Genomic DNA, 15989 nt, shown 5'->3' on the forward strand with positions numbered 1-15989 from the left:
GACCCTTCCTCACACGTGTGGGACTACGCGGTCTGCTCCTGCTGCTTGCGCCAGCGGATGCCGGCCTCCAGGAAGCCGTCGATCTCGCCGTCGAGCACCGCCTGCGGGTTGCCGACCTCGAACTCCGTCCGCAGGTCCTTGACCATCTGGTACGGGTGCAGGACGTAGGACCGCATCTGGTTGCCCCAGGAGCTGCCGCCGTCCTTGAGGGCGTCCATCCTGGCCTGCTCCTCCTGGCGGCGCCGCTCCAGCAGCTTGGCCTGGAGCACGTTCATCGCGCTGGCCTTGTTCTGGATCTGCGAGCGCTCGTTCTGGCAGGAGACCACGATGCCGGTCGGGAGGTGCGTGATGCGCACCGCCGAGTCGGTCGTGTTGACGCCCTGGCCGCCGGGGCCGGAGGCGCGGTACACGTCGATGCGCAGCTCGCCCTCGTCGATCTCGACGTGGTCGCTGGACTCGACGACCGGCAGCACCTCGACGCCCGCGAAGGAGGTCTGGCGGCGGCCCTGGTTGTCGAAGGGGGAGATGCGCACGAGGCGGTGCGTGCCCTGCTCGACGGAGAGGGTGCCGTATGCGTACGGCGCCTTGACCACGAAGGTGGTCGACTTGATGCCGGCCTCTTCCGCGTACGAGGTCTCGTAGACCTCGGTCGGGTAGCCGTGGCGCTCGGCCCAGCGCAGGTACATGCGCTGGAGGCGCTCGGCGAAGTCGGAGGCGTCGACGCCGCCGGCCTCGGCGCGGATGTTGACCAGGGCCTCGCGCTCGGCGTACTCGCCGGACAGGAGGGTCCGGACTTCCATCTCGTCCAGCGCCTTGCGGACGGCGACCAGCTCGGCCTCCGCCTCGGCGAGGGTGTCCGCGTCCTCCATCTCCTGGGCCAGCTCGAAGAGGACCGCGAGGTCGTCGATGCGGCTGCGCAGGCTCTCGGTCTTGCGGACCTCGGCCTGGAGGTGCGAAAGCTTGCTCGTGATCTTCTGAGCGGCGTCCGGGTCGTCCCACAGGGACGGCGCGGCGGCCTGCTCCTCGAGCACGGCGATATCTGCCCTCAGCTTGTCGAGGTCCAGGACGGCCTCGATCGACCCCATGGTCGAGGAGAGGGACTTCAGCTCTTCGGATACATCGACGACTGCCACGGGTCCAGCGTAGCCGGTCCCCGGGCAAGGCCGTCCGGGCAGGCCGATTCACCCGTACTGGCGAGCGGTCGCACGGGCGTACGCTCACGGTATGACCGTTCTCGTCGTCACGCGCCTCGTGAAGCGCCGCCATGTGGACCACATGCGGGTCACGACGACGGGCTGTCAGCCGCCGGACCATCCCCAAGCCTGATCCACACCGATCCGACTTGGTCCTGTACGCGGCCCAAGCGGTCCCGGCGCCATCCCTGCCGGCGGCCCACCCCACCCGCGGCCCCCGCCACCTCTGGGGAACAGGACCCCGTGACATCCCGAAACGGAGCCGTCATGCCGTCCGCGCACACCCTGCCCGTCCTTGACCTTTCCCAGGCCGACGATCCCGAGTTGCGGCCGGACTTCCTGAAGCAGCTGCACGCAGCGGCCAGGGACACCGGTTTCCTGCATCTCACCGGGCACGGCGTCACCGCCGCCGAGAGCGCCCGCATCCTTGAGCTGACCAGGGCTTTCTTCGCGCTCCCGGAAGCCGGCCGGCTCGCCGTGAGCAATCTGAACTCCCCGCACTTCCGCGGCTACACCCGAATCGGCCACGAGCTGACCGGCGGGGCCTCGGACTGGCGGGACCAGCTGGACGTCGGCGCGGAGCGGCCGGCGCCGGTGGTGGGACCGGAGGATCCGCCGTACCTGTGGCTGGAGGGCCCCAACCAGTGGCCGGCGGCACTGCCGGAGCTCCGTACGGTGGTCCTGGACTGGCAGTCCCGCCTGGCGGCGGTGGCCCACCGCCTGCTCCAGGAGCTGCTCGCCTCGATCGGCGCCCCGGCGGACTTCTTCGACGCGGCGTTCGCGGACCGCCCGCACCTGCACACGAAGCTCATCCGCTACCCGGGCTCGGCGCCGTCGGGCACGGACCAGGGGGTCGGCGCGCACAAGGACTACGGGTTCCTGACCCTGCTCCTCCAGGACTCGGTGGGCGGCCTGCAGGTGGTCCGGGACGGCGGCTACCTGGACGTGCCTCCGCTGCCGGGGGCGTTCGTGGTGAACCTGGGCGAGCTGCTGGAGATCGCGACGGAGGGCTACCTGACGGCGACCGACCACCGGGTGGTCAGCCCGCCGGGTGCGGTGGAACGGTACTCGGTGCCGTTCTTCTACAACCCGCGCCTCGACGCGGTCGTCGAAACGGTCCCGGGCGACTACCTCCGGCAGGCGCCGGGGGTCGCGCACGACGCCTCGAACCCGCTGCACGCGGAATACGGCCGCAACGAGCTCAAGGGGTGGGTCCGCGCCCACCCCGCCGTAGCGCGCCGCTGGCACCCGGAACTGATCACCGCCTAATCCCCCGGCCCCCCTTCGCCGCGGGGCCGGGCCCCGGGACCCCCCCCACCTGGGCACGGCACCGCGGGGCGGGGTGCGGGCCCCCGGGAGCCCCGCGCCTCAATCGCCGGCGAGGCTGAAAACCCGGGGCTCCGCCCCGCACCCCGCTCCTCAAACGCCGGAGGGGCTGGATTTTGGCCGGCGTATGCCTCCAAATGCACACCGTGCACTCCTACGCCCCAGCGTGCTGGTCTGCGCGGAGCGCAATCCCAGCCCCGCCGGCGTTTGAGGTGCGGGGTGGGTCCCGGGGCTACGGGTGGGCGGGGACCGACTGTTTGCTGTCCTGGGGTGGGGGTGGGGTGTCGTCGCCGGATACGGCGAACCACGTGCCCAGGCCGACGGCGGCCGTCAGGGCCGCCGCCGAGGCGGTGAGCACCAGCCTCCGTTTGCGGGCCGCCTCCGCCCGGTGCCGGGCGGAGCCCGGCCGGTGGCCCCCGGCCGGCCGGGGGACGCGGGCCGTGCCCAGCGCACCGCCCGCCAGCTCGTCCGGCCCCGGCACGCGCATCGAGGTGTGGGTGTCCCGGTTGGAATCCGTCGCGGAGCCCGGGACGAGGGGGACCACGCCCCGCCGCCGCACCGGGTCGGCCTGCGGCTCCGCCGACGCCGGTTCCGGCTCCGGCTCGTCCGGCTCGTCCACGTCCAGCGGCGGCATCCCGGCGAGGAGCGGCAGGAGGTCCCGTAGGCGCACCGACAGCTCCGACGCCCGAAGCCGCGACGCCGGTGCCTTCGCCAGGCACTGCACGATCAGCTGCCACAGCTCGTCGGGGATCCCCGGCAGCGGGACGACCGTCTCCGTCACGTGCCGCCGCAGCACCGCACCCGGGTGTCCCCCGCCGAAGGGGGTGAAACCGGCCAGCAGTTCGTAGAGGACGGTGGCCAGGGCGTATATGTCCACCGCCGCCCGCGGGGGCAGACCCTCGACGATCTCCGGCGCCAGGTAGTCCGGGGTGCCGATGATCCGCGTGGTCGGGGCCGAGGGCCGGCTCGCGGAGGCCCGCTTCGGGGTGTCGATCAGCTTGGCCACGCCGAAGTCGGTCAGCAGTGCCGGATGGGCCCCGCCCGGCCCGAGCGGCCCCTGCATGTCCAGCAGGACGTTCTCCGGCTTGACGTCTCGGTGGACCACCCCGGCGGCGTGCGCCGCCGCCAGCGCGTCGGCCACGTCCGCGACGATCGCCACGGCCGCCTCGGGGGCGAGCCGCCGCTCGCGGTCGAGGCGCGTGCGCAGGTCCGTACCCCGTACGAGGTCCATGACGAGGGCGAGGTCGTTGCCGTCGACGACGAGGTCGCGGACGGAGACCACGTGCGGATGCTCCAGGCCGAGCAGCGCACTGCGCTCCTGGACGAAGCGTCCGACCAGCTCCTGGTCGGACGCGAGGTCCTCGCGCAGCAGTTTGACGGCGACGGGCCCGTCCGGCCCCTCGCCCAGCCACACCGTCCCCGCGCTGCCGCGTCCCAGGATCTGGTGCGCGGTGTACCGGCTGCCGATCTTCCGTGCCACGACTGCTCCCTCAGCGGCTGGCCTACGCACCAAAGCTACGCGGCCTGGTGGGGGTTGGAGGCCAGCAGGGGGCCGGATTCGCCGCGACCTTCACTTCTGCGGGCGAAAACATGTCCCAGAAGTCGACAAATCCACGAACTCACCGCTACGGGGCCCCGCTCAGGGCGCGTTGGACCCCGTGGCGTCCCCGATGGCGCCGATCCAGTCGACGACGTCGGAGCCCCAGGTCCACACCTGGTCCCACCAGCCCCTGCTGGTGCCGACCAACTCCTGGAGTCCGCTGAACTCCCAGATCAGCCAGCCCGCCACGAAGAACACCAGGATCATGACCACGCATCCCTTGAGGCAGCCGAGGCCGGGGATCCGCACCGGGTTGGCGCTGCGGCGGCGCGGCTCGCGCGGGTCCTGCTGCCGCGGCGGCGGACCCTGCGGGGGCTGCCGCCGCGGCGCCTGCGGCTGCTGATAGGGCTGGGGCTGGTGCTGCTGCGGCTGGTAGTGCTGAGGTGGCGGCTGCGGCGCGTACTGCTGCTGTTGCGGCGGCTGACGGTACTGCGGCGGCTGCGGCGGCTGCTGGTACTGGCCCTGCGGGTACTGCTGCGGCGGCGGACCCTGCCGGTACTGCTGCTGCTGCGGCTGGTACTGCGGCGGCGGGGGCGCCTGGCGCTGCGGCCGGCGGCGCAGGGGGTCCTCGCTCGGGTCGAGGTACTGCATCTGCGTCTGCTCGTTGCGGTCGCGGGCGGCCCGCATCTGCGACTGCCACGGGTGCGGCTGGTCCGGGCGCTCCACCGGGGGCATGACCGAGGTCGGGTCGGCCCCGCCGGCTCCGGTGCTCGGCAGCACGGAGGTGGCGTCGGCCGCGCCGACCGGCGGCATGACGCTGGTCATGGCGTTCGGGTCGTAGGCGCCCATGGGCGAGCCGGCGCCCCCGGGCAGGACCTGGGTGGCGTCCGCGGCACCCGGGGTGACGGGGACGGGCGCGGGCGAGGGGTCGGGCGCGAGCAGCGCGCCGACGCCGAGCGCGGCCTCCACCTCGGCGGGGGCGCTGTGCACGCCGATGCCGGAGGCGACCACGCGCAGGCCGCGGGCCAGGCTCTCGGCGCTGGGGCGCTCGTTCGGCTCCTTGCGCAGGCACCGCTCGATGACGGTCCACAGCGCCTCGGGCACGGTCGAGGGGCGCTGCGGGTCCTCGCTGAGGTGGCGGTGGAGGACTTCGAGCGCCGTGCCGCCGGCGAAGGGCGGGCGGCCGGTGAGGAGCTCGTAGAGCAGGATGCCGGCGCCGTAGATGTCGACGGCGGAGGTCTGCGGGCGGCCCTCGGCCGACTCGGGGGCCACATAGGCCGGGGTGCCGACGAACTCGTGGGTGCGGGTCAGGCCCGGGGAGTCCGCGAGGCGGGCGATGCCGAAGTCGGTGAGCATCGGCTTCATCTGGCCGCCGCGCTCGTCGAGCAGCACGTTGGCGGGCTTCAGGTCGCGGTGGACCACGCCGTCGGCGTGGCTGGCGGCGAGCGCGTCCGCGATCTGGGCGGTGAGCAGGCTCGCCGCGACCGGGGTGAAGGGGCCGTTCTCCCGGAGGTACTTGTGCAGGTCCGGGCCGTCGATCAGGTCCATGACCAGGGCCAGCAGATCGCCCTCGACGACGAGGTCGCGGGTGCGCACGATGTTGGGGTGCGTCAGGCGCAGCAGGACCGAGCGCTCGCGCAGGAAGCGCATGACGATGTCCGCGTCCTGGGCCAGCTCCTCCTTGAGGACCTTGATGGCCACGGTCTCGCCGGGCTGTCCGGCGACGGCCGCCTCGGCGCCGGCGGTCTCCCTCTGGCGGGCACGCCAGACGGTGCCCGTGGCGCCGCGCCCGAGCGGCTCCTCGAGCAGATATTTGCTGCCGACTGGCCGCACGTCCCGCGCTCCCCTGCTGTCGTCTGCTGTGGTCGATCCGCTGATGGTTTTCCGGCCCACTCTAGGGGGTGTCCCTGTGGAAGACGCCGGGTGCCGAAGGTTGGTTGCCGTACATATGTACGAAGAGTGAAGTTTGCGGGGTATGCCGGAGGCGTTTTTCCTCTGCTTTCCTCACCTCCCTGCCGGCCCGCGACCGATCAAGATCACTTGTTGGCAGGTGCCGGGCGTGTTGTGGGCGACAGGTGCGAGGATGCACCGTACGGAACGGCACGGGACGGGAGCCCCGCCTTCCGGCAGACCTGACCGGACGACGCGTCCGTGCCGGGTGGGGGGTGTGAGCGGGCAGCCATGTCCGGAACTTCCCCTGCCGGGCGCACACACCGCGCACCGCGCAGAAGGGACCGCTGACGGCGATGCAGATCCGGCTGACCGTCCTTGGGTCGCGCAGCGGCCACCAGACCGCGACCGCACCCGTGAGCTGTGACGTGCTCGTCACCGCGCCGGCCGGGACCGCGCTGGCCGCGGTCGCCTCCGGGCTCGCGGCGACCGTCGGCGGGCCCGATACGGGGGGCACGGTCGTGCTCTACGCCGGCGCCGAGCGGCTCGACCTCCAGCGGCGGGTGCTGGGGGAGCCTCCGCTCGTGGACGGGGCGGTGCTGGCGCTGAACGCGCCGGTGCCGGACGTCCTGCCGGAGAGCCTCGGGGCGCCCCAGCTGCACGTGGTCTGCGGGCCCGACGCGGGCGGGGTGCACCTGCTGCACAGCGGGCAGATCCGGGTCGGCCGGTCCGCCGACGCCGATGTCCCGCTGGACGACCCCGACGTGTCGCGGCTGCACTGCGCGGTGACGGTGCTGGGGGACGGGCGGGTGACCGTGGCCGACCTGGACTCGACGAACGGCACCACGCTGGACGGTGCGGCGGTGGGCCCCCAGCCGGTGGCTCTGCCGTCGGGGGCGCTGCTGCGGGTGGGCGAGTCCACGCTGCGGCTCGCCCCGGCGGGCACGGGAGCCGCTCCGCTGCCGGTGGCTCCGGACCTGGAGGGCCACCTCTCGCTCCCGAACCGCCCCGCCGCCGACGGGGGGTACGGCTCCGGCTCGACCGGGGACACCTCCGGCGCGGGAGTCGGGACGGGCCCCGACGCGCCCCTGGACGCCCCCGGCACGGGGTACGGCTCCGGCCCGGCCCGGGACACCTCCGGCGCGGCGTACGGGTTCGGATCCGGCTCGGCAGCAGACACCTCCGGCGCGGGATGGAGGCCCGGGGGCGGCCATGAGCCCGGTGCGGATCCGCACGGCGGCGCGGGCGCGCCCGCTCGTCCCGGCTCGGCGCCGGGCGCCGCGGCCGGACCGCAGGGGGCTTTCCCCCACCCCGCCCCTTCCCGAAACGGGGGCTCCGCCCCCGACCCCGGCCTCCCGGGGCTCCGCCCCGCACACCCCGGCGCCTCCGGCGCGGGGCAGCGGTCCGGGTCCGGCCCGGCGCCGGGCGCGGCCGAGCCCGCGCAGGGCTCCCCCGGCGCCGAGTGGCCCGGCGCGGGCGGTCTGCGCCCCCCGCATCCCGGCGCCTCCGGCACCGGCCGGGACGGCGGGGCCGGTGCGGGCGCCGCCGAGGGTGGCGGGGCGGCCGGTGGGGGGCGGCGGAAGGGGTTGGGGGCCTGGGCTCGGAAGTGGGTGCGCGGGGAGGAGGTCGCGGAGGTGGTGGCCGAGCCGGCGGTGGCCGTCGCGGCCGTGCCCGACCCCGATGATCCGGCCGCGCTGCTGCTGGCCGCGCTGGGGCCCACCGAACGGCTGTGGTCCCGTACCCCCCGGCACCCCGCCGTGCTGGAGCTGGGGCTCGGTGCCGGCAGCCGGGTCTCGCTGCGCGCCGTCGGCGCCCTCGGCATCGCCGGGCCGCGGGCCCGCCTCGCCGGGGTGGCCCGCTGGGCCGTCGCCCAGCTGGCCGGCCTGCACGCCCCGGGACAGCTGGAGATCGTGCTGGTCTCCACCGACCGGGCCCGGGGCCTCGCCGAGCGGCGCCGCGACTGGGGCTGGCTCGGCTGGCTGCCCCACGTACGGCCCGCGCACGGCCAGGACTGCCGGCTGCTCCTCGCGTACGACCGCGACCAGGCCGTCGCCCGTACGGGTGAACTGACCCGGCGCCTCGACGACAGCCCGCTCGGCACGCACTGGGCCGCCGCCGGTCCCGCGCAGGTGCAGCAGGCCGCCGACGCCTACGAAGGCCCGTACACGCTCGTCGTCCTCGACGGCGATCCCGGCGCCGGCCCGCTGCGCGAGATCACCGGCCGGCTCGCCTCGCACGGACCGGCCGCCGGGATCCACGTGCTGGTCGTCGCCGAGGCGCCGGCCGCCACGCCCGCCTCCCCCGTCGCCGAGACGTACGAGGCGGCCTGCGCGAGTGCCCCCGCCTTCCGGGACTGCGCGACGGTCGCCCTGCTGAGCGGCGACGTGGCCACGGCCGTACGGACTTTCGCGGTCAGCGGCGGCCGGCCCGCCCCGGTCGGCGGCACCGCCAGCGCCGACGCCGTCTCCGCGGCCTGGGCCGAACGGTTCGCCCGGGCGCTGGCGCCGCTGCGCGCCGACGGCGGCCCCGCCGAGCCGTACCGGCCGGCCGCCGCCACCCTGCCCTCCACCGCCCGGCTGCTGGACGAGCTCGGGCTGGCGCGGGCCACCCCGGCCTCCCTGATGGCCCGTTGGGCCGCCGCCACCGACCAGGGGCAGGGCGTGGGCGGCCTGGCCGAGATCGTGCTCGGCAGCGGGCGGCGCGGCCCGGTCGGCGCCGAGCTGGTCCACGACGGCCCGCACCTGCTGATCGAGGGCCCCGCCGGCAGCGGCCGCACCGAGCTGCTGCGCTCGGTGGCCGCGTCTCTGTCCGCCGCCGCCCGGCCCGACCGGCTCGGGCTGCTCCTCCTCGACGGGGCCGGCGGCGAGCGCGGCGACGGGCTGCTGCCCTGCACCGAACTCCCCCACGTCTGCGCCCACCTGGTGGCCTCCGATCCCGTGCGCATGCGGGAGTTCGCCCAGGCGCTGGGCGCGGAGCTCAAGCGGCGCCACGAACTGCTCGACGGTGTGACGTTCTCCGACTGGCACGCACGCCGCGAGGTGTCCGACCGGATGGTCTCGCCCCGCCGGCCCTCCCCCGGCGAGCTGCTCGGCGACCTCGACCCCCAGCGCTCCGGCACACTGCGGCTGCGCTCCTCGGCGACCCGGACCGATCCGGCGGGCCCGAATCCGCTGCCCCGGCTGGTGGTACTGGTCGACGACTTCGACGCGCTGGTGGCGCCCGGCCTCGGCAGTACGGGCCGGCCCGCCGCCGGTTCGGTGGTCCGGATCCTGGAGGGGGTGGCCCGCGAGGGTGCCCGGCTCGGCGTGCACCTGGTGGCCACCACCGCCCGCCCGGACCGGACGGCCGACACCGTGCCGGCCCGGCTGGCGACCCTGCGCGTGGAGCTCGACGCCCCCGACCAGCCGGGCCCGGGCCGCGGCCTGCTCCGGTACGCGGACGGCCGGACGGTGCCGTTCCAAGCGGGCCGGGTCACCGGGCGGATTCCGCGGACGGCGACCCTGAGGCCGACTGTCGTCCCGGTGGAGTGGGAGCGGATGGGCGATCCGCCGGCCCGCCGCCCGGTGCGTGAGCTGGGCAACGGGCCGACCGACCTCGCGCTGCTGGCCAGCGCCCTGGACCGGGCCTCGCACCTGGTCTCGGCGATACCCGTGCTGTTCCCGTCCGCGCCGTGACCCTCGACCGCGCCCCCGCGAGGCGGTATTGCGGGGGCGCGCGGGTCGGCGTAGACCTTGTGGTCCGGGACACACCACGGGCATCGGGGGCAGAACCATGCACAGGCACGGAACGAGCCGTACAGCAGTCAGCTGGGCGGCGCTCGCGGCAGCGGGCACCCTCGTCCTCACCGCGTGCGGAGGGGACGGCGAGAAGAAGGAACCGGCGCAGGGCGGCACCGTCTCGGCCCCGTCGTCGCTGGTGTTACCGCAGCTGACCGGCGAAAAGCTGGAGGTCTCGGCGGTCTGGACGGGCCCCGAGCAGGAGAACTTCACCAAGGTCCTGAAGGAGTTCGAGAAGCGGACGGGCGCCTCCGTCACCTTCGTACCGGCCCAGGACCCGATCGTCACCTTCCTCGGCTCGAAGATCGCGGGCGGGCAGCCGCCGGACGTGGCGCTTCTCCCGCAGGTCGGGGCGCTGGTCTCGGCGGTGCAGAACAAGTGGGCGCAGCCGGTGGGCCCGGAGGCCCGTGCCCAGCTCGACAAGAACTACTCGGCGGGCTGGAAGAAGCTGGGCGCGGTCGACGGCACCCAGTACGGCGTCTACTACAAGGCCGCCAACAAGTCCCTGATCTGGTACAACGCGAAGGCCTTCGAGGCGGCGGGGGTCAAGCCCCCGACCACCTGGAAGGAGCTGATCACCGCGGCCGACACCCTCTCGGCCTCCGGCACGCCGGCCGTCTCGGTGGCGGGCGCGGACGGCTGGACGCTCACCGACTGGTTCGAGAACGTCTACCTCTCCCAGGCCGGCCCGGAGAAGTACGACCAGCTGGCCAAGCACCAGATCAAGTGGACGGACGACAGCGTCAAGCAGGCGCTGACCACGCTGGGCGAGCTGTTCGGGCGCAAGGACTTCCTGGCGGGCGGGCCCAGCGGGGCCCTTTCCACCGAGTTCCCGAAGTCGGTGACGCAGACCTTCACCGGCGGGGACCGCCCGGCGGCCGCGATGGTCTACGAGGGCGACTTCGTGGCGGTGAACATCGCGCAGACGGAGGCCAAGGTCGGCAAGGACGCCCTCGTCTTCCCCTTCCCGGCGGTCGGGGCCAAGGCGCCGGTGGTCTCGGGCGGTGACGTGGCGGTCGCGCTGAAGCAGTCGAAGGGCGCACAGGCCCTGCTGACCTTCCTGGCCTCGCCGGACGCGGCCGAGATCCAGGCCCGCGCGGGCGGTTTCGTCTCCCCGAACAAGGCCGTCGACCCGGCCGCGTACCCGAACGACATCCAGCGGGGCATCGCCAAGGCGCTGATCGCGGCGGGCGACGACTTCCGCTTCGACATGTCGGACCAGGCTCCGGCGGCCTTCGGCGGGACCCCGGGCGCGGGTGAGTGGAAGGCGCTCCAGGACTTCCTGGCGAACCCGGCGGACGTGGCGGGGGCCCAGGCGAAACTGGAGGCGGACGCGGCCAAGGCCTACGGGAACTAGCCCGGTGACGGCCATGGCCACCCCCTCGGCCGGCGCGGCGGCCGAGGGGAAGACCGCACGCTCCGCGGAGGCCCGGCGGCGGCGCCTGATAGCGGCGGCGTTCCTCCTGCCGGCCCTCGTGCTGCTCGGCGCGCTCGTCGTGCACCCGATCGGCTACTCGGTCTACCGCAGCTTCTTCGACCGGTCGGGGACCGCCTTCGTCGGCGGCGGCAACTACCGGGAGATCCTGACCGACGACACCATCCGTACCGCCCTGAAGAACACGGCGCTGTGGGTGGTGCTCGCCCCGACCACGGCCACCGCCCTCGGCCTGATCTTCGCGGTGCTCACCGAACGGGTGCGCTGGGGGACGGCGTTCAAGCTCCTCGTCTTCATGCCGATGGCGATCTCGATGCTGGCGGCCGGCATCATCTTCCGCCTCGTCTACGACCACGATCCCGACCGGGGCGTCGCCAACGCCGTCTGGGTGGGGGTGCACGACACCTTCGCGGAGTCCTCGGCCTTCCCGAAGGCCCGTCCGGGCCGGGACTCCCCGCTGGAGCCCGCCGGTGGAGGCGACTTCGTGACGCGCGAGCCCGTACGGGCGGGCGTGCCGGCGCTGCTCCCGCTGGTCGGGGTGGCTCCGGAGGCGCTGCCCGAAGGGACCCGTGCCGCCAAGGCGGCGGCCGCCGAACCCGGCAAGGTGACCGGGACCGCCTGGCAGGACTTCACGCGCGGCGGGGGCGGCGTCACGAACGTGGTCGGCCCCGACGAGCAGGCCTTCGCGGGCATGCGCGTCGAGGCGGTCAAGGACGGAAAGGTGGTCGATGCGGCGACGACCCGCGCCGACGGCGCCTTCACCCTGTCCGCGAAGGCCGACGGGGCGCGGCTGCGGCTGCCCGCGTCGAACTTCCGGGAGGCGTACTCGGGCGTGGAGTGGCTCGGCCCCACGCTCGTCACGCCAGCGGTCATCGGGGCGTACGTATGGATGTGGGCCGGTTTCGCGATGGTGCTGATCGGGGCCGGGCTGGCGGCCGTGCCGCGGGAGCTGCTGGAGGCGGCGCGCGTGGACGGGGCGAACGAGTGGCAGGTGTTCCGCCGGATCACCGTGCCGCTGCTGGCGCCGGTCTTGGCGGTGGTCCTCGTCACGCTCGTCATCAACGTGATGAAGATCTTCGACCTGGTCTTCGTGATCGCGCCGGGTGCCGTGCAGGACGACGCGAACGTGCTGGCGCTCCAGCTGTACCGGACCTCCTTCGGCACGGACGCCAACCCGGGCCTGGGCAGCGCCATCGCCGTACTGCTGCTGGTGCTGGTGGTCCCGGTGATGCTGGTGAACATCCGCCGCCTCCGGAAGGAGAGCTCCCGATGACGGTCCCCGACCGCACCCCGGCCGCGCTCGAACCGACGGCAGCCACACCGCGGGCAGCCGCGCCTGCGGCAGTCGGCCGGGCGGGGGGCCGGCCCCCCGCCGCCAAGCCCCCCGCCAAGCCCGCCGCCAAGCCCGCCGGCGGCGGCCTGGTGGCGCGGGTCTCCGCCGGGGCGCTGCGCCTGTTCCTGGTCGCCGCCGCACTCTTCTGGCTGCTGCCCACGCTCGGCCTGCTCATCTCCTCCTTCCTCTCCCCCACCGACCTCAACAAGGGCGGCTGGTGGCAGGTGCTCACCGCGCCCTCCCGGCTGACGGCCGACAACTACTCCCGCCTGCTGGCCAACGACACGATCACCGGCTCCCTCCTCAGCACGGTCGCGATCGCCGTCCCGGCGACCCTCCTCGTCCTCGTGCTCGGGGCCTTCGCCGGATACGCCTTCGCCTGGCTGGAGTTCCCCGGCCGCGACTGGCTCTTCCTCGTCGTCGTCGGGCTGCTCGTCGTACCCGTACAGGTGGCGCTGATCCCGGTCTCCGAACTCTTCGGCTCCATCGGGCTGTTCGAGACCACCGCGGGCGTGGTCCTGTTCCACACCGCCTTCGGGCTGCCCTTCGCCGTGTTCCTGCTGCGGAACTTCTTCGCCGAGATCCCGCGCGAGCTGCTGGAGGCGGCCCGCCTCGACGGTGCGGGCGAACTGAGGCTGTTCGCGCGGGTGGTGCTGCCGCTGGGCGGCCCGGCGATCGCCTCGCTCGGCATCTTCCAGTTCCTCTGGGTCTGGAACGACATGCTGGTCGCGCTCGTCTTCGCGGACTCGGCGCACCCGCCCGTCACCGTCGCGCTCCAGCAGCAGGTACGGCAGTTCGGGAACAACATCGACGTGCTGGCGCCCGGCGCCTTCCTGTCGATGGTGGTCCCGCTCGTCGTCTTCTTCGCCTTCCAACGGCAGTTCGTCACGGGGGTGATGGCGGGCGCGGTCAAGTGACCGACATGCGGAGTTGACGCTGAGTAACCCAATTGCCACACGCTGCGTAACCCGAACACCACGCCGGGGGTTCCAGGGCCATATGCCCGCCCGCCGACCCCTGGATGTGCCGTGCCCCGGTTCAGCGTCATCGTGCCCGCGTACAAGGTCCAGGCCTACCTCCAGGAGAGTCTGGACTCGGTGCTGACGCAGTCGTACCCGGATCTGGAACTGATCGCGGTCGACGACGCCTCCCCGGACGCCTGCGGCTCGATCATCGACGAGTACGCGGCGCGGGACCCCCGGGTCACCGCCGTGCACCTGGCGCACAACCTCGGCCTGGGCCCGGCCCGCAACGCGGCTCTGGCCCGGGCCACGGGCGACTACCTCGTCTTCCTCGACGGCGACGACACGCTCGCCCCCGGCGCCCTCCAGGCCATCACCGACCGGCTGAAGGCCACCGGCTCCCCCGACGTCCTGGTCTACGACTACGCGCGCACCTTCTGGACCGGGGAGCTGGTCCGCAACCGCCTCTCCCACCGCCTCTCGGAGGAGGGCCCGGCCAGCTTCCGCCTCGCCGACCGCCCGGCGCTGCTGGGCATGCTGATGGTGGTGTGGAACAAGGCGTACCGCCGCGAGTACGTGGGGCGCGAGGGCCTCCGGTTCCCGCCCGGCTTCTACGAGGACACCCCCTGGACCTACCCGGCGCTGCTGGCGGCGGAGTCCGTCGCCGTCCTGGACCGCGTCTGCGTGCACTACCGCCAGCGGCGGACCGGCTCGATCCTGACCACCACCAGCCGCCGCCACCTGGACATCTTCGACCAGTACGACCGGGTCTTCGGCTACCTCGCCGGCCGCCCCGAGCTGGAGCGCTGGCGCCCCACCGTGCACCGGCGGATGGCCGAGCACTTCTGCGCCCTGTACGCCGATCCGCGACGCCTCCCGCGCGCCGGCCGCGCCGAGTTCTTCCGCCGGGCCTCCGCCCTGCTGCGCCGCTACCGGGCCCCGGGCGGCGGCGGGGCCCTGTCCCCGTCCCACACCGACCAGCTGCGGCACGCCCTGATGCGGCTGGGGGTCCGGCGCACGTACGGCCTGCTGTCGGCCCTGCGCTCGGCCGCCGTGACCGCGGCCGGCGGCACCTCGTCCCTCTGGCGGGGCGGGCGCGAAACCGCTCTCCGCCTCCACTACCGGATCCAGCGCCTCCTCCCCCTCCGCCCCGAGCTGGCGGTCTTCTCCGCGTACTGGCACGGCGGTTACGCCTGCAACCCGGCGGCGATCGAGGCGAAGCTGCGGGAGCTGGCTCCGCGGATGCGGACGGCATGGATCTGCGACCCGGCACACGCCTCGACCCTCCCCCGGGAGACGGCGGCGCTGCGGCCGGGCTCGGCGGCGTACTGGACCGCCCTGGCCCGCGCCTCGTACCTGGTCACGAACGTCAACTTCGACCGCGCGCTCGTCAAGCGCCGGGGCCAGATCCTGGTCCAGACCCAGCATGGGACCCCGCTCAAGCGGGTCGGCCTCGACCTCCAGGACCGCCCGGCGGCCACCCCGACGCCGGACTTCGCGGGCCTGCTGCGCGGCGCCGACCAGTGGGACTACCTGCTCTCCGCGAACCGGCACTCCACGCTCGTCTGGGAGAAGGCGATCCCGTCCTCCTACACGACCCTGGAATACGGCTACCCCCGCAACGACCTCTTCCACCGGGCCAGTCAGGCCGACGTGCTCGCACTGCGCGAGCGGCTCGGCATCCCGCCGGGCTCGACGGCGATCCTGTACGCGCCCACGCACCGCGACTACCGGCGCAGCCGCCCGGACCACCTGGACTTCGAGCGGGTCCTGCGGGACCTGGGCCCGCGCTTCACGCTGCTGACGCGCACGCACCTGACGTACGCGGACACCCACCGCTCGTGGGAGCCGCACCCGCGCCTGCTGGACGTCTCCTCGTACCCCTCGGTGGAGGAGCTCTGCCTGGCCTCGGACGCGCTCGTCACGGACTACTCGTCCCTGATGTTCGACTACGCGGCGCTGGACCGGCCGATCGTGATCCACGCGGACGACTGGGAGGCGTACGAGGCCGCCCGCGGCACCTACTTCGACCTGCGCGCCTTCCCGCCGGGCGCGATCGCCCGGACCGAGGACGAGCTGGTCGACATCTTCACCACCGGCCACTGGCAGGGCTCCCGCTCCGCACAGCTGCGCTCCGCCTTCCGCGCCCGCTTCTGCTCGTACGACGACGGCCACGCGGCGGAACGCGTGGTCCACCACGTCTTCCTGGGCCACTCCGCCCCTGTCCCGCCCATCACCCCGCTGCCCGACCGCCACCCCACCCCCGCGGCCCCCACCCAAACCCCACCCCTAGCCCCACTGGGCTCCGCCCCCTTCTGGCCCTAGCCACATCCAGCCGCGCCGGGCACCATCCGGCTTCGCCAGGCACCATCCAGCCGCGCCGGGCGCCATCGAGCCGCGCCGGGGCAAAATTCAGCCCCGCCGGCGTTTGAGGCGCGGGGTCCGGGGCGGAGCCCCGAATCTCTGACGCTCACCACCGGTCAGCCGCACCCACACACCCTCACCGGCACACCCAGCCCCGCCGGCGCTTGAGG

Annotated in this window: 9 protein-coding genes; 6 read left to right on the plus strand and 3 right to left on the minus strand. The window is 74.1% G+C overall.

Annotation, left to right across the window (positions count from 1 at the left end):
- Positions 1-23 precede the first annotated feature (23 nt).
- Positions 24-1133 carry a peptide chain release factor 2 gene (gene prfB, locus J7E94_RS22925; protein WP_215018374.1) on the minus strand — a complete coding sequence of 370 codons (1110 nt, stop codon included), beginning with the start codon at positions 1131-1133 and terminating at the stop codon, positions 24-26.
- A gap of 327 nt (positions 1134-1460) precedes the next feature.
- On the opposite strand from prfB, the gene J7E94_RS22930 reads away from it, so the two are divergent.
- Positions 1461-2462 carry an isopenicillin N synthase family oxygenase gene (locus J7E94_RS22930; protein ID WP_215018376.1) on the plus strand — a complete coding sequence of 334 codons (1002 nt, stop codon included), beginning with the start codon at positions 1461-1463 and terminating at the stop codon, positions 2460-2462.
- Positions 2463-2751: 289 nt separating this feature from the next.
- On the opposite strand, the gene J7E94_RS22935 is transcribed toward J7E94_RS22930, so the two are convergent.
- Complete coding sequence (locus J7E94_RS22935) at positions 2752-3999, minus strand: serine/threonine-protein kinase (RefSeq protein ID WP_215018378.1); 1248 nt, start codon at positions 3997-3999, stop codon at positions 2752-2754.
- Positions 4000-4158: 159 nt separating this feature from the next.
- Complete coding sequence (locus J7E94_RS22940) at positions 4159-5892, minus strand: serine/threonine-protein kinase (protein WP_215018380.1); 1734 nt, start codon at positions 5890-5892, stop codon at positions 4159-4161.
- A 413-nt stretch (positions 5893-6305) separates the two neighbouring features.
- Here J7E94_RS22940 and J7E94_RS22945 point away from each other — a divergent pair, with 413 nt between their 5' ends.
- The 5 genes from J7E94_RS22945 to J7E94_RS22965 all read left to right on the plus strand — a co-directional run bounded on the left by J7E94_RS22945 (position 6306) and on the right by J7E94_RS22965 (position 15780).
- A complete protein-coding gene (locus J7E94_RS22945; protein ID WP_215018382.1) occupies positions 6306-9623 on the plus strand; it encodes an FHA domain-containing protein in 3318 nt (1105 codons plus the stop codon).
- A 97-nt stretch (positions 9624-9720) separates the two neighbouring features.
- On the plus strand, positions 9721-11082 hold the full coding sequence (locus tag J7E94_RS22950) for an ABC transporter substrate-binding protein (RefSeq protein ID WP_215018384.1): 1362 nt from the start codon (positions 9721-9723) through the stop codon (positions 11080-11082).
- A gap of 13 nt (positions 11083-11095) precedes the next feature.
- A complete protein-coding gene (locus J7E94_RS22955; protein ID WP_215018386.1) occupies positions 11096-12433 on the plus strand; it encodes a carbohydrate ABC transporter permease in 1338 nt (445 codons plus the stop codon).
- A complete protein-coding gene (locus J7E94_RS22960; protein WP_215018388.1) occupies positions 12430-13410 on the plus strand; it encodes a carbohydrate ABC transporter permease in 981 nt (326 codons plus the stop codon). The genes J7E94_RS22955 and J7E94_RS22960 overlap by 4 nt, the downstream gene beginning before the upstream one ends.
- Before the next feature lie 111 nt (positions 13411-13521).
- Entirely contained in the window at positions 13522-15780 is a 2259-nt protein-coding gene (locus J7E94_RS22965) for a bifunctional glycosyltransferase family 2 protein/CDP-glycerol:glycerophosphate glycerophosphotransferase (RefSeq protein ID WP_215018390.1), read from the plus strand.
- Positions 15781-15989 lie beyond the last annotated feature (209 nt).

The organism is Streptomyces sp. ISL-94, assembly GCF_018614075.1.
In the GTDB taxonomy this organism is placed as follows: Bacteria; Actinomycetota; Actinomycetes; order Streptomycetales; family Streptomycetaceae; genus Streptomyces.

Coding starts and splice junctions, on each gene's coding strand:
- J7E94_RS22930 (WP_215018376.1), top strand. CDS start 1,461: ATGCCGTCCGCGCACACCCTGCCCGTCCTTGACCTTTCCCAGGCCGAC.
- J7E94_RS22945 (WP_215018382.1), top strand. CDS start 6,306: ATGCAGATCCGGCTGACCGTCCTTGGGTCGCGCAGCGGCCACCAGACC.
- J7E94_RS22950 (WP_215018384.1), top strand. CDS start 9,721: ATGCACAGGCACGGAACGAGCCGTACAGCAGTCAGCTGGGCGGCGCTC.
- J7E94_RS22955 (WP_215018386.1), top strand. CDS start 11,096: ATGGCCACCCCCTCGGCCGGCGCGGCGGCCGAGGGGAAGACCGCACGC.
- J7E94_RS22960 (WP_215018388.1), top strand. CDS start 12,430: ATGACGGTCCCCGACCGCACCCCGGCCGCGCTCGAACCGACGGCAGCC.